At 45.5% G+C, this 23,411-nt stretch carries 18 protein-coding genes; 10 read left to right on the top strand and 8 right to left on the bottom strand.

Features of this window, described 5'->3' with window-relative positions; genetic code table 11:
- Positions 1-140: 140 nt before the first annotated feature.
- Complete coding sequence (locus KE627_RS07080; RefSeq protein WP_056938690.1) at positions 141-2,519, bottom strand: cation-translocating P-type ATPase; 2,379 nt, start codon at positions 2,517-2,519, stop codon at positions 141-143.
- A 175-nt stretch (positions 2,520-2,694) separates the two neighbouring features.
- On the opposite strand from KE627_RS07080, the gene KE627_RS07075 reads away from it, so the two are divergent.
- From KE627_RS07075 to KE627_RS07065, 3 genes are all read left to right on the top strand, one after another.
- A complete protein-coding gene (locus KE627_RS07075) occupies positions 2,695-3,534 on the top strand; it encodes an aldo/keto reductase (RefSeq protein ID WP_056938689.1) in 840 nt (279 codons plus the stop codon).
- Between the two features lie 29 nt (positions 3,535-3,563).
- A complete protein-coding gene (locus tag KE627_RS07070) occupies positions 3,564-4,103 on the top strand; it encodes a sugar O-acetyltransferase (RefSeq protein WP_013728918.1) in 540 nt (179 codons plus the stop codon).
- Positions 4,104-4,202: 99 nt separating this feature from the next.
- Positions 4,203-5,135, top strand: coding sequence for an AEC family transporter (locus KE627_RS07065; RefSeq protein ID WP_056938688.1), 933 nt, complete (start codon positions 4,203-4,205; stop codon positions 5,133-5,135).
- A gap of 199 nt (positions 5,136-5,334) precedes the next feature.
- On the opposite strand, the gene KE627_RS07060 is transcribed toward KE627_RS07065, so the two are convergent.
- Positions 5,335-5,700 carry a hypothetical protein gene (locus tag KE627_RS07060; RefSeq protein ID WP_013728920.1) on the bottom strand — a complete coding sequence of 122 codons (366 nt, stop codon included), beginning with the start codon at positions 5,698-5,700 and terminating at the stop codon, positions 5,335-5,337.
- A 197-nt stretch (positions 5,701-5,897) separates the two neighbouring features.
- On the opposite strand from KE627_RS07060, the gene KE627_RS07055 reads away from it, so the two are divergent.
- From KE627_RS07055 to nrdI, 3 genes are all read left to right on the top strand, one after another.
- Entirely contained in the window at positions 5,898-7,286 is a 1,389-nt protein-coding gene (locus KE627_RS07055) for a hemolysin family protein (RefSeq protein WP_013728921.1), read from the top strand.
- Between the two features lie 106 nt (positions 7,287-7,392).
- Positions 7,393-10,509, top strand: coding sequence for a YfhO family protein (locus tag KE627_RS07050; RefSeq protein ID WP_082602303.1), 3,117 nt, complete (start codon positions 7,393-7,395; stop codon positions 10,507-10,509).
- Positions 10,510-10,597: 88 nt separating this feature from the next.
- Positions 10,598-11,047 (top strand): class Ib ribonucleoside-diphosphate reductase assembly flavoprotein NrdI, encoded by a 450-nt coding sequence (gene nrdI / locus KE627_RS07045; protein ID WP_013728923.1) that lies wholly within the window; start codon positions 10,598-10,600, stop codon positions 11,045-11,047.
- 164 nt (positions 11,048-11,211) lie between these two features.
- On the opposite strand, the gene KE627_RS07040 is transcribed toward nrdI, so the two are convergent.
- From KE627_RS07040 to KE627_RS07030, 3 genes are all read right to left on the bottom strand, one after another.
- Complete coding sequence (locus tag KE627_RS07040) at positions 11,212-12,396, bottom strand: MDR family MFS transporter (RefSeq protein WP_056938687.1); 1,185 nt, start codon at positions 12,394-12,396, stop codon at positions 11,212-11,214.
- Positions 12,397-12,494: 98 nt separating this feature from the next.
- Positions 12,495-13,109, bottom strand: coding sequence for a sugar O-acetyltransferase (locus KE627_RS07035; RefSeq protein WP_013728925.1), 615 nt, complete (start codon positions 13,107-13,109; stop codon positions 12,495-12,497).
- Between the two features lie 253 nt (positions 13,110-13,362).
- Entirely contained in the window at positions 13,363-14,091 is a 729-nt protein-coding gene (locus KE627_RS07030) for an Ig-like domain-containing protein (protein ID WP_013728926.1), read from the bottom strand.
- Between the two features lie 280 nt (positions 14,092-14,371).
- On the opposite strand from KE627_RS07030, the gene zwf reads away from it, so the two are divergent.
- Both zwf and gndA read left to right on the top strand, forming a co-directional pair.
- Positions 14,372-15,850: a glucose-6-phosphate dehydrogenase gene (gene zwf, locus KE627_RS07025; RefSeq protein WP_013728927.1), complete on the top strand. Its 1,479-nt coding sequence runs from the start codon at positions 14,372-14,374 to the stop codon at positions 15,848-15,850.
- 330 nt (positions 15,851-16,180) lie between these two features.
- Positions 16,181-17,614 carry an NADP-dependent phosphogluconate dehydrogenase gene (gene gndA / locus KE627_RS07020; protein WP_013728928.1) on the top strand — a complete coding sequence of 478 codons (1,434 nt, stop codon included), beginning with the start codon at positions 16,181-16,183 and terminating at the stop codon, positions 17,612-17,614.
- A gap of 465 nt (positions 17,615-18,079) precedes the next feature.
- Here the strand turns inward: gndA and KE627_RS07015 are convergent, their stop codons facing one another.
- Entirely contained in the window at positions 18,080-18,445 is a 366-nt protein-coding gene (locus tag KE627_RS07015) for a type II toxin-antitoxin system PemK/MazF family toxin (RefSeq protein WP_013728929.1), read from the bottom strand.
- Positions 18,442-18,705, bottom strand: coding sequence for an AbrB/MazE/SpoVT family DNA-binding domain-containing protein (locus tag KE627_RS07010; RefSeq protein WP_013728930.1), 264 nt, complete (start codon positions 18,703-18,705; stop codon positions 18,442-18,444). Before KE627_RS07010 ends, KE627_RS07015 begins: the two co-directional genes overlap by 4 nt.
- Before the next feature lie 471 nt (positions 18,706-19,176).
- Here KE627_RS07010 and KE627_RS07005 point away from each other — a divergent pair, with 471 nt between their 5' ends.
- Both KE627_RS07005 and KE627_RS07000 read left to right on the top strand, forming a co-directional pair.
- Positions 19,177-20,661 carry a glycosyltransferase gene (locus tag KE627_RS07005; protein WP_056938686.1) on the top strand — a complete coding sequence of 495 codons (1,485 nt, stop codon included), beginning with the start codon at positions 19,177-19,179 and terminating at the stop codon, positions 20,659-20,661.
- Between the two features lie 71 nt (positions 20,662-20,732).
- Complete coding sequence (locus KE627_RS07000) at positions 20,733-22,553, top strand: KxYKxGKxW signal peptide domain-containing protein (RefSeq protein ID WP_056938685.1); 1,821 nt, start codon at positions 20,733-20,735, stop codon at positions 22,551-22,553.
- A gap of 174 nt (positions 22,554-22,727) precedes the next feature.
- On the opposite strand, the gene KE627_RS06995 is transcribed toward KE627_RS07000, so the two are convergent.
- Complete coding sequence (locus tag KE627_RS06995; protein ID WP_013728933.1) at positions 22,728-23,411, bottom strand: NADPH-dependent F420 reductase; 684 nt, start codon at positions 23,409-23,411, stop codon at positions 22,728-22,730.

The following is a 23,411-nucleotide window of genomic DNA, read 5'->3' as shown; positions in this document are numbered from 1 at the left end:
GATCTCAGAATTTAAGCCGGCAAACCAAATACTCCTGACTTTGGAATAATTGGTTTGCCGGCTTAAATGGCCGGGATCAGCCGATTGCTGCACGTTTCCGCTAGATAACAGTGGCGCTCAGCATCTCAGTCGTCTCGCTTTTATTTACTTCCCGCTTGTTTGCGCAGTCGTCTCTTCTCGCGTTTGTCCAAGACAGTGGCAATAACCCCCTGCATGAACATGTAGAGCGGATAGGCCGTTGCGATAAGCGGAATGGCATACAGCCAAATGTCTTTATTAAAGAAGGAGACCAACGAGAAAATATTATTAAAGAAGATGATGATCGTTAAAAATGCCACCAGTACCAGGATGTCCATCCCAATCTTCAGCCGGTTCAGTGGCCGTGATACCATCACTAATGCCAACCAGCAAATTGCCCCGGTCAACAGGACACACAGCGTTGAGGTGAACTCGTATTGGAGTCCAAAAAGCTGGCCGATGATTTCAATTAACATCACGTAGCCAACAACCCAAATCGCTGCTGGCGTTGAGATGATCAACACCTGCTTCATGAACTGATTGGTAATCTTGTTGAAGTTAGGCTCCAAAGCCAAGAAGAACGATGGAATTCCCACCATTAACGATGTAATCGGAGTCAACTGAATAGGTTCAAAGGGGTACCCCGTGGCAAAGAAGACAAAGATAAATGACAACGCAACGGAGTACATCGTCTTAATCAGGTACATAGAAGCAACCCGCTCGATGTTATTAATAACCCGGCGGCCTTCTTTCAAGACATCAATCATGGCGTCAAAATTGGAATTAATCAGCACAAAGTCAGCAATACTCTTGGTGCTCTCACTTCCGGAAGCCATGGCGATCCCACAGTCGGCCTGTCTTAAAGCAAGTAAATCGTTAACCCCGTCGCCAGTCATGGCAACGGTATGTTTTTTGGACTGGAGACCGGCAATCAGCCGCTTCTTTTGGTCAGGGGTTACCCGGCCAAAAACGGTATTGTTGGCAGCAATTTCCCCAAAGTCGTCTTCATCCTTAACCGTTGTCATATCAACGCTGTTGGCAGCATCCTGAATGCCGGCCTGTTGAGCAATTGTGGAAACGGTGGTCGGGTCATCCCCGGAAATCACCTTGATATTGACATCTTGATTGCGGAAATATTCGAAAGTGTTGGCAGCATTGGGCCGGATGACATCAGAAATCAATACCAGGCCAATCAACTTTGGTGCGTCAAGTGGCTTTCGTGGATCCAAATCATCCACTTGGGCAACCGCCAGGACTCGGTACCCTTTCCGGGCATTTTGAGTAATCACGGCTTGAACCTGTTCATCCAAGTGTTCAAAAATAAACTGCGGTGCCCCAAACACATAGTCGTGGCCATCACTCAAACCAACGCCACTCCACTTTCGATCCGAGGAGAATGGGATGATCTTTTCGGTCTTTAGCTCAGGATCATCAACAGCATCTTTGATCGCGTTGGCCGTTTCATTCGCGTCACCGGTGCCATAGGTAATCCCGGCAACCACTTTTTCAACTTCCGCGGCAGAAACATCCTTCATCATGGGAATTGCCTCGACAAATTTTAGATCGCCGCTGGTAATCGTCCCGGTTTTGTCCAAACAAATCACGTCAACCCGGGCCAAGGTTTCAATGGCTGGCAGGTCCCGCACCAGCGTTTTCTTACGGGCCAAATGCATCGCCGAAACCGCCAGTGTCATTGAGGTTAACAGCACCAAGCCTTCCGGAATCATGCCAATCATCGCTGCAGCAGAACCCAGAATGGCCCGATTGATGCCGGTGCCGCCATATAATTTGGCAACAAATAAAATAATTCCCAGTGGAATGATGACGTACGTCAAAACTTTGATAATCCGATTAATCGTATTTAACAGAATGCTGGAGGCGTCCTCGCCCTGCTTGGCTTCGTTGGATAAATGGTTAACAAAGGTGTCCGCACCAACAGTTGTCACCTGCATTTTGCCGGAACCGCCGACCAGATACGTACCGGAGGTTAATGGATCCCCAATATTTTTGGAAATGGTTACCGACTCACCGGTAATCGGGGATTCATCGACTTCAATCCCCCGTGACCGGACGACGATGCCGTCAACCGGGATCTGGTCGCCTCGTCCCAACTGGATAATATCGCCCAGGACAATATCGTTGGAGTAGACCTGCAGATCCTCACCGTTTCTAATCACGTTAATTTTTCCTTCCGCCAATAAGACCATTTTGTCGACTTGGCGTTTGGAACGGATTTCTTGGATAATCCCAATCGCGGTGTTAAAGATAGCAATCCCCAGAAACAGCAGATTTTTGTAGCTGCCGGTGTAGAAAACCAGCGCCCCCAAAATCACGTTAATCAAGTTAAAAAGCGTGAACGTATTGTCGCGCAAAATATCCGAAACACTTCGGGTAAGTGATTCCTCGCCAGTATTTTTGTGGCCGTCTTTAATGAGTTGCTCAACTTGAGCGTCACTCAATCCAACTTCGGGGTCGACCTGTTGACTATTTCCGTCTGCCATCGCTTAACACCTCGCTTTACCATAATTGTACAAAATTACGGCCGAAAATCACATTTATTTGGACGCAACGAATTAAGTTTATCGGATTTTTATGATTTTCAGGCCAAAACGTTGCCAAACATCGACTGGCGGGTATGCTAAAATGAATCTAACTAACTCGCAAGGGGGAAATGAAATGTTTCAACCAGATAAAAGCACCTATCAATTAGCCGATGGCCATCAAATGCCAAAGCTTGGTTTCGGCACTTATAAAATCGACAATCCCGAATTAATGGATCATTCGGTAGCCACTGCCTATGACAGTGGCTACCGAATGTTTGATACCGCGCAACTCTACCGCAACGAAAAACAGCTCGGCGACGCCATCAAAAAAGTTGCCAGAAGAGAAGATGTCTTCATTATCGACAAGGTCATGGAAATGAACCAGGGCCATGATTTGACCATTAACAGCACCGATTTTTCACTCCAGCAGCTGGGCACCGACTACGTTGATCTCTTATTAATTCACTGGCCGGTCGCTGAACACTTCTTTGAAACTTGGCAGGCAATGGAAGAATTGAAGAAGCAGGGCAAGGCCAAATCAATCGGCGTCAGCAATTTCACCCGTTCCCAATTGGAATTACTGAAGACCCAGGCCAACGAAATGCCGGTGGTCAACCAGATTGAAACCCACCCATATCTCACTCAGCAGCCTTTGATCGATTTCGACAAGAAGATGTCGATCGTGACCCAGGCGTGGAGTCCGTTGGGAAGAGGCATTGTCTTGGATAATCCGATGCTCAATAAGATGGCCAAGCATCATGGCAAAACGCCGGCCCAAATTATTTTAAGATGGGACCTCCAACGCGGAATCTCCATCATCCCCAAGTCAAAGACGCCGGCGAGAGTCAAAGAAAATACCGAATTGGACTTTGAACTCAGCCCAGACGAGATGAGCATGATTGACGTCATGAATAAGAACCAGCGAACTGGCAATGAGCCTGAATTGGTCTATGAACTGGGCCACCAATACTAATTTGGGCTCGCAAAAAGGAGGCTTTCACCATGTCCACAGAAGAACAACGGATGCTGTCCGGTAAACTCTATAACGTTTACGGTAAGGACTTGGCCAAGAAGTACGCCAAAAAAGATCATTTGCTTCATCAGATTAATTTTGCCGAAGAAGGGACCGACGTTCAAAAGCTCTTCAGACAACTGCTGGGTCGAACCGGTAACAACGTCTATTTTGAACCGCCGTTTTTCTGCGACTTTGGCGGAAACATTACCGTTGGCGATGATGTCTACTGCAATACCAACGGCGTCTTCTTGGACTCCGGCAAGATTACCATCGGCAGTCGCGTCCTGATTGGGCCACGGGTCAACTTATTTGCTGCCGGCCACCCAATTGATGCCGGTGTCCGCAATCAATGGCTCGGGTTCGCCAAGCCAATTACAATCGGCGATGATGTCTGGATTGGCGGCAACGCCACCCTGAATCCCGGTGTGACCATTGGCAATAATGTGGTCATCGGTTCCGGATCGGTGGTGACTCACGATATCCCTGCCAATTCGGTGGCGGTGGGAAATCCCTGCCGGGTCATTTGACCAATCACCGCAGATGATAAAACTGAGTGGGAAAATCAGGAAGCTGAATACCGGAAATCTTTAAAGTAATATTTCAAATCTTAATAAGGAAGTGATGGCATGGCCCTTGGACAACTGACGAATCAAATTGTGTTGATGTTTGTATTGATGTTAATTGGTGTCCTCATCAACAAAGTCGGGTTTATGCATACCCAGACTTCCAACGATCTCACTAACATTCTGCTGTATATCGTTTCGCCCTGCCTGATCATTGGGGCATTTGAACAAACCTATTCGGCTGCTCGCATGAAGCAATTGATGCTGGTATGTGTCGGCATCTGCTTCTTTTACATAATTGAAATCCTCATCGCCAAATTTTCCTTTGGCCGCATCAGCAACATCGACCTACAGCGAATTACCAAATATGGGAGCATTTACTCCAACGCCGGGTTTATGGGCATTCCCCTGACCTCCGCATTATTTGGCAACACGGGGGTCTTCTTCGCCGTCGCGTCACTGGCTGGTTTTAACATTTTTAGCTGGACCCACGGTGTTTCATTATTTAAAACGACCAAGAAGCATCCCGACCACTGGCAGAACTTTCGCGAAATCATCATCAATCCCAACATCATTGCGATCTTTGTTGGCTTGGTTATTTTCCTACTATCGTTTCAGCTGCCGACACCGGTCGACCGCGTCATTCACTACGTCAGCTCGATTAACACGCCGTTGTCAATGATCGTCATTGGTAACAGCTTGGGAAATATTCGCATCAGCCGTCAACTGATTGACTGGCACCTATGGTTGGCGATCTTCTTTCGCAACCTGTTATTCCCAATCGTGGCGATGCTCATTCTCCAAGCATTGACCGTTTCCGGGGTTGCCTTGGATACGACTGTATTGATGGCTGCCTGCCCAACGGCTGGTTTGGTGGTTCTGTTCACCTTACAGGCATACGGAGATGCCAGCCCGGCAGTTGCGTTGATGAGTTTATCGACCATTTTGAGTTTGGCGACCATTCCGTTAGTGTTTGCTGTAATGATGGCATTTTAAATTTGATAAACCTGAATAAAAAGAGGGGGAAACAAAGCATTGCGCTTGTGTTTCCCCCTCTTTTAGCATTCATTATTATTCCAAAAAAAGGATTGACCCTCATCCCCACTTCCAGGGAATCGGCATCAATCCCTTTAGCTTTAGTGAAATTCGCAATCGTAACTGGATTGTTAAATTCACTAAGCAACTCAATTAAAAATTAACGAACGATCTTTTGACCCATTACGTCAGCTAATTTCTTTAAAGCATCGTCACGAGTCTTAATCACATCCATGTTCCAAATGATTGTGTCGATTTCACCTCCGGCATAGTCAAACTTTTCATAATAGATGTAAGGATCCTTGTCGCTGTCTTTAAATACATTATCGATCTTGTCGGCAAATCCCTTTGACCAGTCATCGTCATCCATTTCTGGAATATCCTTCTTGGTCACGTAACCTTGCTCGTTAATCAGATCAACTGCTTTTTTAATTTGTTCGTCGGTGTATTTGAGGTCTTTATCATTATCTCGTTCTTCGGCATCGGCTTTCTTTTCGGCAGCACTTTCCTTTACCTTTTCAGCCATGATAACATCCCCTTTATTTTGATCTATCTTAATGCTAGCACTGATTGAAGACAATAGTTAAGAAAAACGACCATTTCCATCAATAATATTTCAAACACTTTTAAAAATACCTTGTGGGGGCGTATAATTAGATGTAATCTGTAGGTTACAGATTGATCTAATTTGAATATATCATTTTTGAAATGAGGAATTGAATTTTGGACGATAGCCAGATACTGACTAATCTAATTATTGTGATAGTAACGTTTTTGTTCGCTGCTTTCTTCGTGGCAAGTGAATTTGCCCTGGTTCAAACACGGGCAAGTGCGCTGGAAGAACGCAAGAAAAATCTAGAAGAAGCCAAAGGCAATAAAGCCAAGGGGTTAAAGAAGCTCGACCGTGAGATTCACATGGTCACCAACCTGAATGAATATCTTTCGACCACCCAAGTTGGTGTCAGCTTGGCCGGAATTATCCTAGGTTATCTGGGTGAATCATTTGTGGTCACAATTTTGGTTGATGTGATGGAAATCCACAACTCGCCAATTGATCCAACCGCTGCTCACGCTGTGGGCGCTGTGCTGGGGATTATCATCTTAACTTATTTGGAAGTTGTGTTAACTGAAATTGTTCCCAAAAACATTAGTATTGATATGCCAATGCAGGTGCTGTCCTTTATCAGTACGCCACTGCATTATTTCCATGTCATCTTTTATCCGTTTGTCTGGTTGCTCAACATTTCAGCCAACGGAATCGTTAAGATGCTGGGCTTAAAAGTTGCCAACGAAAACGACGAGTCGTTCTCACAAGCAGAAATCTTGAACCTGTCGAGAAATGCCGTTAAGAGCGGTGCCCTTGAACAGAACGATTATCTGTACATGCAGCGGGCCTTCCAGTTAAATGATAAGGTTGCCAAAGACATCATGATTGACCGGACTCAGTTGGTCGTCATCGACATTACAACCACGGTTAAAGAAGCCGTTCAAGTCTATCTGCAGCAAAAGTTCAGCCGAATTCCTGTGGTTGCCAATGGCGATAAGGATAAGATTCTGGGCTATGTCTACAACTATGACCTGATTCGTCAATCTCAAGTTGACCCCACCATCAAGATCGACCGCCTGCTCAGAGATATTTCAACCACGCCGGAAATGACGCCGATCACTGATGTTCTCCACCAAATGATTCAGAAGCGGACACCAATTGTCGTCGTTGTTGACGAATACGGTGGAACTTCCGGAATCATTACTGACAAGGACATTTACGAAGAGTTGTTTGGAACTGTTCGGGATGAAATTGATCCATCAATTACCGACTATATCTTCAAACAGCCAAACGGCACCTATCAGGTGAACGGAAAATTAACCACTCATGACTTTGAGCGATACTTTGATGCTGATTTCCCAGAGTTTACCAATTCAGACGCCGTTACCCTGGCCGGATACTTCTTGGATAACTACCCGGATATCAAGGCCGGCGACGTGATCTCATTTGAGAACTTCGATTTCAAAATTGTTGACTACGAAAACTCATTTATCAACTGGTTTGAGGTAACCAAGCACAAGGTCGTGCCAAAGCCTGACGATGATGACGATCACCATGACAATTAATGGTTAAAGTTTCAATAAGACTGTGACAAGACAATTGTTTTGCGAGCAGTCTTTTTACATATTAGAGACGATTTAGACATCATAACGTTTAAGGGGGATCTAACAAGTGAAAAAGCTATGGCAAAAAACACCAGCGTGGATCACATACACGGTGCTGTTTACCGCGCTGATCTGTGTTTTAGTCGGTTGCTTGTTCTTAACAGGTCGATCAATGATTTGGGAGCTGGACGGGATGGCCCAGCACTATCCCATTTTAGTGCAGCTCAGGCACATGATACTGTCATTTCTGCACAATCCAAGTGGCGGCTTTACTCATTGGGCCTGGAACATCAGCTTAGGGTCCGATCAGCTGACCAATCTTGCTTATTATGTGATTGGCGACCCGTTCAATTACCTAATTGCACTATTTCCAAAGAGTCAGATCGAAAATGTCTTTGCCTTACTGGTCTTTCTCCGAATGTATTTTTCCGGTCTGAGCTTTATGTTGTGGGCTTCATCGTATCAATTTAAGAAGTCCAGCCGGATCATCGGGTCGATCGCCTATGCATTTAACGGTTACGCCTTGGCAACTGCTTTGCACCACCCATTCTTTATTCTGCCTTTGATTTTCTTCCCACTGCTTTGCTACGGCATCGATCGCGTTTTACATAACAAGTCATGGCTGCAATTGATCTTTGCGGTCTTCCTGGTTTTTTTAAGCAATTTCTACTTTGCCTGGATTCTGGGATTTGGTTCAATTGCTTATGTCATTCTGAGAATGCTGAGCCTGAGAAAATGGCCTGATTTTACGCCACTCAAATCCTTTGGTAAATTGGTCCTTTCAGCAGCGATTGGCCTTGGGATGGCGGCCATCGTCTTCTTGCCAACGATTATTTTGGCGACGGGCTCCACCCGACTCAATGACAACTTTGCCAATGGCATGACTTTCTTTCCGCTCCAGTATTACTTAGACATTCCTGGGGCAATTCTACCGACTGGTCGGGCGATGAACTTTTGGCTGGTCATCGGGATTTCCGGGTTGTCATATCTCGGCCTGGTGTACATGCTGAGGCACTTTAAACGCTATTTATGGCAAAATGTCGCCCTGATTACCATGTTCATCGGGATCCTATTGCCGGCTGTCGGCGCCATTATGAACGCGATTTCGACGCCTTCCAACCGCTGGGTCTTCCTGGTAAACATCCTGTTTGGGTTTGCAACGATGGTCTTTATTGAACATCTCAGCGATTTTACGAAGCAGGATATCGCCTGGTTCGGTTGGGCTTCGATTGGCCTGATTGTCTTAGTCTGGGCATTTGGCGGCTTCTTAATGAATCTCCAGCCCCACGATTTCATCGTCTACGGGTTCTTACTGCTGACAGTGATTGTGGTGATGGGCTGTGTCGTCTTTGATTGGAAACGCTCGACTAAAGTCATCCTGGTCTCAACCGTCTTCATGCTGAACTTATCCGCCAACATCATTGGCATTTACAGTCCGCACTCCAGCAAATTAGCGCTGCAGCAGCTAAACCGCGGTCTGGCAACCCGATTTAGCAACGATTACTTTAGTGGGGCTCAGAAATACCTCAAAAAAATGCCCGGCTTCTTCAGAGTTTCCATGAATCCGCGGTATCACTACAATACCCACATTCAAAATTTAGCCAACTATTCGAATACCAATACAGATTTCCCAATCAACAGTGGGCTCAACGACACATCAGTCTATCTGACCCTGCAGAATGGTTATCTGGGTAAATTCTCACAGTCCGTCGGCAACAGCCAATTTTCAATGAACACGCCGATTGCGCAAGGTGATTATCGAACCGCCTTTAACAACCTGCTGGGCGTCAAGTACATGTTTGCCAAAGCCAACACCAAGAATCCACCGGTTGTCCCTTATGGCTACAAACCAGTTCGTGACAAGAATGGCCAAATCAAAGTCTTTCCTGCTAAGGCGCGGACGGATGCCGTCCAGGCAATCGAAAATATGTATGGGACGACAATTTATAAATCCAATAACGCACTGCCGCTGGTTTATACGCAGTACAACACCGTTTCACCCAGTGCCTATGACAAAATGAGTGCTGTCGATCGGGAGCGTGTCATGACTCAAGGGGCGGTGGTGAATCAATCAAAGTATAATACCCATCCCCTCAATTACCAATCACCCAAGAAAAACATTGATTATACCGTGAAAATGGATACCTCCAAGATTGTCTATAACGGCCGTCAACTCACCAAGTATCGACTTGGCATTATCAATAAAGCCAACTCGGATCAGCTGGTCGACCAACCCCACGAACAGGTCAGCCTGGGTGCCAACCTGCAAAAGACCAAGGACCTCTTGGCAACCAACCGCTCGATCATCGAGACTAACCACTACAAGAACATTAATGGCCTAAAAGAGATGACCTCAGACGTTGTTGGTAATCCAATCGACTATACCTTGAAGGTTAAGAACCCCAAGGCCACCAAGAACACTGAATTGTTCCTGGTTCTCTCCGGGATTAAGCAAACCGATGGTACCCCTGCCGAACACAGACAGTGGATGGCTAACCAGTTCCTGTTGGATAACAAACTCTACTCGCGGATGGGCAAGATGGACGAGTATCGTCACAGCATTTTGAAGCCCACCTTTGGCGGTTACATTTTCAATGCCTTCGCTAAAGATCATCAAAATGGGTATAACCAATATGACAACAATAATCTATCCAATTACCGTCAGATCAGTAATATCGTCCTTAATCTGGGTTACTCAACTCACCAACGCAAGAACATTGACCTCAACTTCAATCAGGTCAAGAACATCAAGTTCAAGTCGGCCAAGCTGGTTGCCATGCCGTTCAATAAGACTTATGACACTCAAATGCAGAAACTCAAGCAGACTAAGCCTGCCAATTTGAAAGTCAACGGCAATCACGTCAGCGGCACGGCCAACAACCAGCGCTCTGGCACGATGGTTACCTCGATTCCATACTCAACTGGCTGGAAATTAACCATTGATGGGAAACCGACGAAGACCTTCGTTGTTAATAAGGGCTTTGTCGGCGCCAACCTGCCTGCTGGCCAGCACCAGATCAAGCTTGACTATACGACGCCAGGCATTAAAGTCGGCAAGTTGGTTTCAGGTATCAGCTGGTTGGCATTTATCATCCTGCTGGGCTTTGCGATCATCGGTAAATTCTTACCGGAACGAACCGGTCAACAGCACAAGCCAAAACATTGCAAGAGCCAGTCAAATTGAGGTTGCCAACTGGTGGCCCAATCGTTAAAGTTAGGATAACAAACAAATTTTTCAAAAATCATTTCCATCTAATCTGAGGAGGTCCATTGTGAGCCCAATAAAAATTCTATTCATTTCAATTGAGGGAAATACGCGTTCATTCGTTAAAAATTTAACCAGTTATGCGACTGGCATGCACGACCAAGATCCAGCCAATCCATTGGTGGTCTCAAAGGAAATCAGTGAACAGACAGATTTTGCTGACGAGACGGAACCATTCTTTGCTTTTGTCCCAACGTATTTGGACGGCGGTAACGGCATTGACAACGGCGTTAAAGAGCTGATGACCAATGCCTTAGGGGAATACATCGCCTACGATGACAATGCCAAATTGTGTCACGGAATTGTTGGCAGCGGCAATAAAAATTTCAACGAGCAGTATTGTCTGACCGCCAAGCGTTACGCCTCACAGTTTAATAAACCTTTCCTTGCGGACTACGAACTCCGCGGAACCGGCCGGGATGTTGAACGGATTTATAAATTGTTGGCCCAAAGCTAAACGGGTTCCACAATTAAATTAACAGGAATCAAATGATTCTGAATTAATATAAAGCAACTGGTTATCCTCACCCTGAGAATAATCAGTTGCTTTTTTATATCATCGTCAAAAAAATCCAGTTAGCAGCTGAACTAAGCCAATTGCTAACTGGATTGATTTCTACATTATTTCGTTTCAGCGAGCTGTTGCCGCGTCCGCCGTCGATTCATCGCCCACAAAATGACCACAAAGATAATGATCAAGCCGGCTGCTAGTGAGAACAGCTCTTTATAGGACGCAAAGTCCAGCACAATGCCGCCAATCAGCGGTCCAACTGCCCGGCCGCACGACATGAACAGGTTATACAAGCCTTGGAACTTTCCCCGTTGTTGAGGCGTCGATAAGCTGTCAATCCACGCTGGAATCCCAGGAAAGCCAATCATCTCCCCAATTGTCGTCACGATCATCACCAAAACAAAGGCAGTATAATCGCGGGCAAAGATTAACCACACAAACGATGCCGCAAAGATTGCCACCCCTACGTAGGTCTGAGTACTCAGTTTGAAGTGCGTCCCAATCCGATTGACGAACGGCTGACCGATGACAATCATCAACCCGTTTAACGTCCACAGTAAACTGTAATTTTCAAATGGAATGTGCAGGCTGGTCATGTGCACCGGCAGGACACTTTCCCATAAGGCATACGCCAGATAGACTGACAGGACCACGCCACAAATTGCCAGAATCATCCCGCCAACTTTGGCTTCAACTGGTGCGCCTGGCTTGACTGGTTTCCCAGGTGCCCGCCGATCAACGTGAACATTGAATTCCAAAATCGTGATGAGGACCAGCACGGCATAAAAGGCTGCCGTCACGGTAAACACCAAGGTGACCCCATGTTTTAACAGGAAGCCAACCATTAAAGTCCCAATCACAATCCCGACGTTTTGGCCAATGTACAAGATGTTAAAGATATCCCGTGTCGAACGGGTCTTGATACTGGCGGCATATGAATTCAGCAGCGTCAAACAAGCACCGTCACCAAAGCCAACGAACAGCAGCATAATCCCAAACATCGGCCAGCCATGGAAGAAGACCAACGTGACAATGGCCGTCGTTGAAATCAGTGAACCGATAATCGTTGCCTTGTAGGGAGACCAGCGATCAAATAAATAGCCGCCAAGATAGTTACCCAGCATCATACAACACGACATCGCCAGCAGGACCATTCCGGCTAGCGTCAACGACTTATGTAGGTAGTTATGCAGATACACCGTCACCAGCGGCCACATGAAAGCCGCCCCGGCGTTTAAAATCAGTGAATACACAATGACCGAATTAAATCTAATTTCACTCCGTTGTTTTATCAATTGCTCAGTCCCCTCTTACACTCATTTTTAACCACAAAATCTTCTACGTCCATTTTCGCATATTAATGACAGAAACTGTATTTATTACTGAAGATTATTTAAAATAATTCCTTTTTCAGCCTAATATCGTCTTGATCGGTAATCTTTCTCACCACGTGACAAGGATTGCCCACTGCCAGGGAATTGGCCGGAATATCTCTGGTGACCACACTGCCGGCGCCAATCACTGATCCGTTGCCGATCGTCACCCCACCGATCACGGTTACGTTACTGGCCAACCAGCAGTTGTCCTCAATTGTGATTGGCTTGCTGTACTCCTTGCCGGGTAAATCATTATTGGCAGCAAAGTTTCGGTCCTGGTAGCGCAGTGGATGCATCGGTGTGACCAAGCTGATATTCGGCCCAAATAAGACGTTGTCGCCGATGGTAATCATGCCGGTATCCAAAAATGTGATGTTGGTGTTGCCGTAGAAATGATCACCAATCTTGATGTGAGTGCCATAATCCACAAAGATCGGCCCCTGCAGATAAATTCGTTCAGATGAATTAGGCAGCAGTTGCTTCAATAAATCAGCCCGCTTCTCACGTTCATCATCAAAGGTGTCGTTATATTGTTTGACCAGCCGATGGGCCAATCGCTGACGCGCCAATAATTCGGGGTCGCGGGGATTGCTCAATTTGCCGGCAAGCATTCGTTGATCTTCATTCATCATTAAGGCCTCCAAACCTTTGAGTTACAGCTATCATAGCATAGGCAGAGTGGAACACGAGGCGTTTTGATCCCAGAATTTAAGGCACAAATCGAGTTATTCCTGTTCTTGGAATGACTCGATTTGTGCCTTAAATGGCCGGGATCAGCCTCGCGTTCCACGTTTAATCAAGGATAACAGTAGAAACTCAAAAAGAGGCTGGAACATAACATAAAAGCAGTCATGTCCCAGCCCCGAATCAAATAGCTGGTTAAAATTATTTAACTAAAGCAAATTTGTAGTAGTGAAGCGGTGTGTTGCCATATTGAACCTTGATCGCATGGTTGGCTTTGTTGACAATGATGAAATGCGTATTGTCAGTGAATCTCAAGTAGAACTTGTGGTAAGTCTTGCTGCCGCGTTCACGGTAAGTAATTCCCCAGAAGGTCTTTGAGTAAGTCGTAACTTTGTAGTTGGCGAAGTTGATCAGCTTCTTTTGATACTTGCCATTCTTATACAAGCCTTGGTTCAAACCACCCTTTTGGCTGAAGTTGGTGACAACGCTGTAGCCATTGTTGTTGCCTGATTGCCAACGACCAGTTGGTTCTGAAATGTTGATCTTACTGCTGGTTGATTTGGTGCTTGAACCAGTCGTGGTTGTTGTCGTGGCAGTCTTAGGAGTCTTAACGGTCATAATTCGGTAGAAGTATGAGGTTGATGACTTCCGGGCGTAGACATAAAGCTTCTGGTTGGCTTTAACACTGGTGTGCAGCTCGGCACTGAACTTGCCAGTTGAACTGTCAGCAGTGGTGCTGGCAATGGTGGTTTTGTTGGTGTTTCGAACAATAATGGCAACACCTTTGGTGGCAGTTCCAGTCACTGCCTTTGAGGTCGTGTAAATGTTATTGACTTTAAGTGACGGAGAACTTGCAGAAGCGTTGACACTGAACCCAATCAAAAATGATGCGAGGACAGCAAAGAACGCGATAAACTTAAATTTCTTCATTTGATATTGCTCCCTAATCTTTATTTTGCATGACTCATTATAAAGGATATGGGCAAAAAAAGCCGTCAAGTCGGCCTTCATTTATCCTTTTCTTAAGAAAACCGTCACTGTTTAGGCATCGCTTTTAGCGGGCTAATTATGAAAAGAATATGCTTGTAAATTTTATTCATTTACATTGGCAATTCGCTTTTGTTGGGGTCTCATGTGTTATATAATGTTGGGGAACTGGTATAGACATATACCAAATTACTTAGTTAATATTCTGATAGGAGTGAACATTTTGCCAACTGAAAGACGTTCTTTGATTATGCTCTTCGGAGCAACTGGTGACCTTGCCACTCGTAAACTTTATCCCGCAATGTTAAAGCTTTTCGAGAAGGGAAACATTCGCGATCACTTTGCTGTGATTGGAACTTCCCGTTACAAGTTCGATGATGAAAAATACCGTGAAATGGTCATCAAGTCTGTTTCTAAAGAATCTACTAATAAAAAACAAATTGCTGATTTCGCCAGCCATTTCTATTTTGTGACCCATGATGTGACTGACCTTGAACACTATTCTGTATTGAAAAACAAAGCCAACGAGTTGGACAAGAAGTATGAATTGAACGGGAACCGCGTGTTCTACATTTCAATGGCACCCAACTTCTTCGGAACCGTTGCTAAAAACCTTAAGGCTCAACACCTTCTCTCCGAAGGAAACGGCTTTAACCGCTTGGTCATTGAAAAGCCATTTGGCCGTGATTTCGAATCAGCCAAACAGTTAAACGACGACCTAAGCAATGCCTTTGAAGAAGACCAAATCTTCCGAATTGACCATTACTTAGGTAAGGAAATGATCCAAAACATCGAAGCTATTCGTTTCGGTAACACCATTTTCGAAGCCCTCTGGAACAACCGTTACATCGACAACATTCAAGTCACCCTTGCTGAGAAGCTGGGTGTTGAAGAGCGTGCCGGTTACTACGACAACTCCGGTGCCCTTCGTGACATGGTTCAAAACCACATCATGCAGATTGTCAGTTTGCTTGCGATGGAACAACCGGTTGCGTTCAAGGATACTGATATCCGTGCTGAAAAAGTCAAAGCATTGCGTAGCCTGCGGGTTTACAACGTTGCCGAAGCATCAAGCAACTTTGTCCGTGGTCAATACGCTGCCGTTGGTAACGATAAAGAATACCGTGAAGAAGACGGTGTTCCAAAGGATTCCAACACTGAAACCTTTGTTGCCGGCAAGTTGTTATTCGATAACTACCGTTGGTCAGGCACACCGTTCTACATTAGAACCGGTAAGAAACTCGCTGACAAGTTCACCCGAGTTGATGTTGTCTTCAAGAAGCCATTAGTTGACATCTTCGCCTTCCCACAAAGCGGCAGTGCACCACTGAGTGCCAACGTTTTGACTATCTTCATCGAACCAAACCAAGGCTTCTCATTGATGGTTAACGCCAAGAACTCCGAACAAGGATTCCACACTGAACCCGTTCAGTTGCAATACCTTGAAGATTCAAAGCGCACCCGCGAAACACCACAACCTTACGAACGCTTAATCCACGACGTTTTGAAGGGCGACGGTACCAACTTCGCCAGCTGGCCAGAAGTTGCCAGTGCTTGGAAGTTTGTTGATCAAATCCGTCGAGTTTGGGATATTCAACAACCAATGTTCCCTAACTACATTCCAGGATCAATGGGCCCAGTTTCAGCTGATGAATTGCTTGCCCGCGATCACCGTGAATGGGTATACAAATTGAATAAGTAACATCTAACCAATTTAGCTGACCGAAAACCAATTCGTTTTCGGTCAGCTTTTTGTTTGGGTTAACGTTTGAAATAAATTGTAAATTTTTACCATTTTGCTGAAAGTCCATGGATCCAGATTTACATTTTTCAAGCAACAAAATCCCTCAATGATTGAAAATCGGTCATTTTGAATTATGTAAGCGCTCCCCACAAAACGACTTTTCATTTTCACAATCTCTCATCTAACAAATTCGGCATACTGTTCCAACGCGTTTTTGTTTCACTTTCCACTTGTGAGATGGTACACTAATTGTGTAGTAATTCTTATATAGAAAAGGATGGTTTTGAAATGGCTGATCAAAAAGCAAACATTGGTGTTGTTGGTATGGCTGTTATGGGTAAGAACTTAGCCCTTAACATCGAAAGCCGCGGTTACACTGTTGGCATTTTCAACAGAACCGGCTCCAAGACTGAAGCAGTTATGAAGGATCATGGAGACAAGAAACTAGTTCCAAGTTACAAGATTGAAGACTTTGTTAAATCACTTGAAACGCCTCGTCGAATTATTTTAATGGTTAAGGCTGGTAAACCAACCGATGCTGTTATTGATGAATTACTGCCACTCCTCGATAAAGGCGATGTCCTGATCGATGGTGGTAACACAAACTTCCACGATACGATGGCTCGAAATGCCCGTCTTGATAAATCAGGAATCAACTTTATCGGCATGGGTGTCTCAGGTGGTGAACTTGGTGCCTTACAAGGACCATCATTGATGCCAGGCGGCCAAAAAGAAGCTTATGATTTGGTAGAACCAATTCTCAAGCAAATCGCTGCCAAGGCACCTGCTGACGGCGAACCATGTGTTACTTACATTGGACCAAATGGTGCCGGACACTACGTTAAGATGGTGCACAACGGTATCGAATATGGTGATGAAGAGTTAATTGATGAAAGTTACAACATTTTAAGAAACCTTGCCGGCTACTCAGTTGATGAATTGGCTGACATCTTTAAAGATTGGAACAAAGGTGAACTCGACAGCTACTTAATCGAAATTACCGCCGACATTTTGACTCATAAGGATGATATTGGTGCTGACAAGACCAAGCCAATCGTTGACATGATTCTTGACCGTGGTGCCAACAAAGGAACTGGTAAGTGGAGCTCACAAGATGCCCTCGAAGTCGGTGTTGACCAATCAGTGATCACCGAAGCCGTTTACGCTCGTTATATCTCAATGATCAAGAACGAACGTGTCGCAGCATCCAAAGTCCTCCCTAAGCCGGAAGGCAAAGTTGATTTTGATAAGAAAGAAATCGTTGAAAAAGTTCGTGAAGCCCTCTACTTCGGTAAAGTTATGAGTTATGCCCAGGGCTTTGCTCAATTAAAGGCTGCTTCAGAACAATACAAGTGGGATATCCAATTAGGCGAAATGGCCAAGATTTGGAGAGCCGGCTGCATTATTCGTGCCCGATTCCTTCAAAACATTACCGACGCCTACGACAAGAACCCAGATTTGCAAAACCTGCTGCTGGATCCATACTTCACGGATATCGCCAAGAAGTATCAAGAATCAGCACGTGACGTCGTAGCATTGGCAACCAAGGCCGGCGTCCCAGTACCATCATTAGCCGCCGCTGTCTCATACTACGACTCATATCGTTCAGAAGTTGTCCCAGCAAACTTGCTCCAAGCACAACGTGACTACTTCGGTGCCCACACCTATGAGCGTGTCGACCGTCCAGGGAGTTTCCATTATACTTGGTATGAAGAACAATAGAGTGCCCTTTAAGCCGGTTAGCTTTTGAGCATTAATGGAATAACAGGTGTTGATGCGCTTTTTGCATCAATGCCTGTTATTTTATTAAGCGGAGAAAGCTGGCTTAAATGGCACGTTTCCACTATGTAGAAGTCGAGAACACACTACTCAACCTGTTGGAAGAACAGTAGTGAGCGACGAAACCCGGGTTGACCCCGGAACATAAGTCAGAAAAATCATGGATGAACGCTTCTTGTTCATCCATGATTTTTTTGGCTTATGTGGTAGGGGTCAGGGTTGTCGGAGCTGTCCTCAAAGGCAGCCAAATCTGAAAAATAACCATAAATGCCAATCAAGCTTTTGAGCATTAATTTAACAAGGACCGTTAACGCTGTTTTTACGTTAACGGTCCTTATTGGACTAAGCGGGAATTCCGACTCTTTACAAAAAGAGCTAGCACTAACACACCAGCTCTTGGTATTTCACTTAATTGGCAGCCACAATGTCGACCGCCAAGGTACATAAGCGTTTACGAAGTTTATCAGGAACTTGACCAATGATCGCGCCGTTACGGGCAACATAATCATAATTGGGTGTTTGCCAAGTCACAATATAGCCATTGGTACGACTACTTGGGTCAAGAATCGGTTCGAATCCCTTTTGAATTTGACTAGTGCCGTGCGTGATAGGCATCACGACAACAAATCCTGTCAACCGATTATATTGGGCGTTCGATACCACCACTGCTGGTCGTCGCAGGTGGCTAGTCGTATGTCCGCCCATTTCATGCCCAGTGTGGGGGTCAAAATCTAAAACAATAATATCGCCTTGTTCAGGAAAGGATGTACTCATAATTCCCGACCTTTCCTTGACTCGTTTCCAACATTGAAACCAATCTCGTCAATCTGGCTACGAAAATCAACATTGTCATATGCGCCCGATATCCACGGGTTTTTATGGCTGTGGGCGCGCCGGATAATCAAAGTATCTTCATCCACTTTTTCAATTACCACCGGCTCGTTGCTCGAAAATCCTGTGCTTTTAGGCAAGGTTACGCTGACCGAATTGCCAGTTTTATGCGTTTTTGTGTTTGCAATTTTTAAGTTATTCATGATCAATTCCTCCCTAAAATTTGAGCTAAGTATATCGTAATTACAATGTTATTACAAGTACTTACCTTGGTAAATACCCATCCTTTAAGATGAGCTGATCTTGATATTTGAGCATCAAATTTGTTCACTCAAGCACTCAGATAACATACCCACTCAATCACTGTCAAATTAACACCAAATCCCTTTCCAGGATTCAAATTCAAAATCCCATTAATAAAAATTGCTCGCAATCATATTAAAATACTATATTTATTGTTATAATAATTATAGATAGGAAAACAGTTATAGAGTGAGGGCTCTTGAATTGACTGTTTCCAAGTAGACATGATGGCCAACTTGGCTCACACCATTGACAAGGATGCCGTCAGCAAAGCACTTCAGTGTGCTCAAATCAATTTTGAAAATAGATTATTTCAATGCTTCGACATAATATTCATGCCTATATCGTTATACATAACCAACAGGGGGGTGATGATAACGCATTACTTTTTGACGTCGCAGATTGATGAGAACACATCTGCGATCGAAATTGCGGAGATTCAACGATTACATTTGTTTTCGAAACTCAAGGTTCCTGCCAAGATTGTGACCCGCAATCGCAATCGTGGTAGTAATCGGGTGTTACAGCAGCTAATCGACAATCATCAAATCATTAACCTCTACCAATACTTTACTGAGCTTCCCAACCAAACCGAGCCGATGCCCAAAGCTGAAGATGTGTTGCACGATTTCACCAACATTCCGATTGAAAATAATCTGGGATATAAGGACGGCAAGCTCCGGGTTCGGGTCAATGAACAGAATGGCTGGATCAATAACATCGATTATTTGGACCCGTTCGGCTTCACCGACCGTCGCGACCTGTACGACTTCAATCAGCGGGTGTCTTCAGAATACTTTGACGATCATGCAAAATTAATCACGCGGGTATTCTATCAAAAAGATGGGCACATCGTCATGACTGAATACTATCGGGGTGGCCCTGGCAACCAGCCGGTGCTGACACTGATTCACTTACGGCATAACGGCCGGCTCTGGCAGTTCGATAATCAAGATGAGTTAATGGGCTACTTTCTTGACTGCCTGGCAACAGACGATTCCAACGCCACGTTTTATAGTGACCGCGAGGACGTTGCCATCCCCGCATTTAAATTGATGACCAAGCCCGCCAAACGCTATCTCATTTTGCATTCTATTTTTACGCAAAATGCCAAGCACGATGGTGAGCTATTTCCATATTTCCAGCAAGCAATTGAACTAAAGGACAAGTTATCCGGCATCATCGTTTCCACTCAGCAGGAAGCCAGTGACATTCAGTCGCGGTTCCCGATGGTTCAAACGACCGTTATTCCGGTCAGTTACCTTGACGACCAGCTGATTCATCAGTCGGAATCATTTAGCGACCGGATTCCCGGCAAAGTGATTGCTGTCGCGCGGATCACGCCGTTAAAACAGCTGAGCCACATTATTCAAGCCATTATCTTAGTTCATCAACACCTGCCCTTCGTTACTCTGGATACTTATGGGTACGAAAATGTCAATGATTTTCAGGAAGGCAACAAGCTGCGCCAACTCGTCAAAACATCTGGGGCTGAGAGCTATATCACTTTCAAAGGCTACGTTCACGATTTGGCGTCAGTCTATCAGCACGCGGACTTGTTAACCCTGACCAGTTCATATGAGGGGTTTGCAATGGCGATCTTAGAAGCCCTTGGTTACGGGTGCCCGGTCCTTAGCTACGATATCAATTACGGGCCGGCAGAAATGATTCAAGACAAGCATAACGGGGAACTAATCACAGCCGGCGATGAACGCGAACTTTATCGCCGACTGCTGCACCTGTTGACACACCGAGAGATCCTTCAACGATACGGTCAAAATGCGCCGGCGTCTGTTGAGAAGTATTCGGCAAGCCATGTGCAGCAGATGTGGCACAACTTTATTCAAAATCAATGAATGACAAACTAATTGAACAATTCAATTAAGTTCATTTCTACAAAATACATTATTCGAGGGGAAATAATACCATGACAAAATTAAATCGAACCAATTCAAAGGTTCATTACAAAATGTATAAGGCCGGGAAACATTGGCTGTACGCTTCACTACTCACCGTTGGCTTGATGGCCGGCGGTGCGTTTGGTGCCAGCACAGTCGAAGCCGATACCAGCGATAATCAGGCACCGGCACCAACTACGACAGCTGCGACTACTCAACCGAGTGCCGATACGCAAACCGCTGCCCAAACCAGTTCAGCTGACAGCTCGACAGCCACAACGGATAATAGCCAGACTCCAGCTCAGTCACAGAACACTGCAGCGACGACCACTTCTGATTCTAACCAAGCAAGTGGTGCAACCACCACGACTCCTGACGCTAATCAAACAAGTGGTGCAACCACTCCAGCAACGACGGCAGATGATCAGGGAACTGATCAAGCACCGACTGCGGATCCTGCAACAACGGAGACGAATAACTCGACCCAGACGACTGGGACTGATCAAGAGAGTAATCAACCCGCAACGACTACGAATACGACTAATGATCCATCTACAACCGGCACTGACAATGATGCCACCACGACTGACCCATCGAACCAGACAAGCGACCAACCTGATCAAAATGCGGCTGACGACCAGAACAAAGCCTCTGACCCAACCACAACCGATGATCAGAACACGGCCACTACTGAAAACACTGATGCAACTGCTGATTCCGCAAAGACAGCCACTACCGCGGACCCCACTGCTTCATCGGCAACAGCCGATCAGACTGCTTCGTTAGCCAAGACACCCATTGATACCCAGTCACTGGCGGACCCAAATTCCAGTGATTTTTGGGAACAGGTCTTTCAACTAGCGACTATTATTCCACAAGCCATTGCCGGCGCAGTCATTTCGGCACCTGCAATTCTTGGTGGTGGGACAATATCCTTGTATCCGATTAACTCCTCATCGGAACCGATCGTGATTCCTGGACGAGTTCTTCAGTTCTTAACTGGTGGACTGTGGTCTTCCCCTTGGGATATTTGGAATGCCTTGAAGGATGGGTTGGGGCTTAATAGCAGCTCAACCACTACCACCGCCCCTGTAACTAGTCCTAATCAAAGTGAAACGACAAACTTAGCGACCGCGAGTGTTTCCGGCCAACCTATAGATTTTGGTGATACGATTGGCGAGTTTATTGATTCCATGGTGGCCACCATTCTTGGGGAACTGCAGTACCCAATACTTTCTGACGTCCCTGGAATCATTCTGTGGGTTACTCCATCCACGCCTAATCAGCCAACTGAACCAAACCAACCAACTCAGCCGAACCAGCCGACGCAACCGAACCAGCCAACTCAGCCGAACCAGCCGACACAACCTAACCAACCAACTCAGCCTAATCAGCCAACGCAACCTAATCAACCAACGCAACCTAATCAGCCAACGCAACCAAATAAGCCAAATAAGCCAAATAAGCCAAATAAACCAAATCGGCCTAATCAGCCGAATAAGCCAAATAAACCAAATCGACCGAATCAGCCGAATAAGCCAAATAAACCGACACAACCTAATCGACCAAATACGCCGAATAAACCAAGTCGGCCAAATCAGCCTAACCAGCCAACCAAGTCGACTCACTCCAATTGGCCGACTAAGCCAAATCATTCAACGGGAACCACTACTAACCGCACATCGCGGAATTCCCGAGATATAACTGGCAAGACACCAATTGAAAAAGCATCCGTCTTACCACAAACTGGTGATAAGCGACAAAATTGGCTCAGTATTCTGGGTGACGTTTCATTGGCCGTCATTATCATTTCCGGCGCCATGATTTTCAAACGGCGTAAGCGTGATTAATTAATTTTGAATAAATCACGTAAGTTCTACATTTCATAAATCTTCAGATGCTTAAAATGGCCCATGGCCAAATTCCGATCATGATTGTTCTCACGAACATCATGTTACCGGGATTTGGCCATGGGCCATTCTTTGTCTAAATGGTTATTTAACGGGTCAACAATTAACCAAACGCTAGCCCTGCTCGCCAGCCTTAATCTTCTTACCAAAAGCAGTTTCATCAAAATGATCGATCACGTTTTGAAGATCCGCCTTGGTTAAGCTAGCGCCAAACAGCTCACTGCCGGGCTCCGTCATGATGCCGTCAGCAATGTTGTAATAAACCACGGTGTCAAAGCCCATGCTGTCGACAAATTCAGCCACTTGATCAACGGCTGCTTGGTTATCGCCGGTCACAAACAACGCTTTGCGATTGTCTGCTCCAGCTGGTTTGGCCTCTTCCTGCAGGTTGTGATAGCCCATGTGGTTAAATGTTTTCACCACGGTACTCTTATTGAAATACTGCTGAACCTGTTCACTGGAAGTCGACGATGGATCCAAAACTTCTTCTCGAATCCCGTCAGTTTCCCACCAGTAGTTCATGGCATCGATCACCAATTTGCCCTTTAAGAGCTTGGATTTGATGTTCTTGTAGCGGCTCAGTGGAATCGCTAAGATAATCAGATCACTTTTGGCAACAACCCCTTGATTGGTCGCCGGAACTGCACCCGGTACCAAAGTCTCGATGGTCATGGCAATTTTTTCGACCGATCCGGAACCGGAAATTCGCACGTGGTAGCCAGCCTTTAACGCTAACTGAGCTAATACGATACCTACTTTGCCGGCACCCAGGATGCCCACATTTTTAATTTCAGCCAT

Origin of the sequence: Lentilactobacillus buchneri, from assembly GCF_018314255.1 — a bacterium.
In the GTDB taxonomy this organism is placed as follows: Bacteria; Bacillota; Bacilli; order Lactobacillales; family Lactobacillaceae; genus Lentilactobacillus; species Lentilactobacillus buchneri.
Note: the sequence above shows the minus strand (reverse complement) of the source record. Positions and strands in the feature narration are given on the sequence as shown.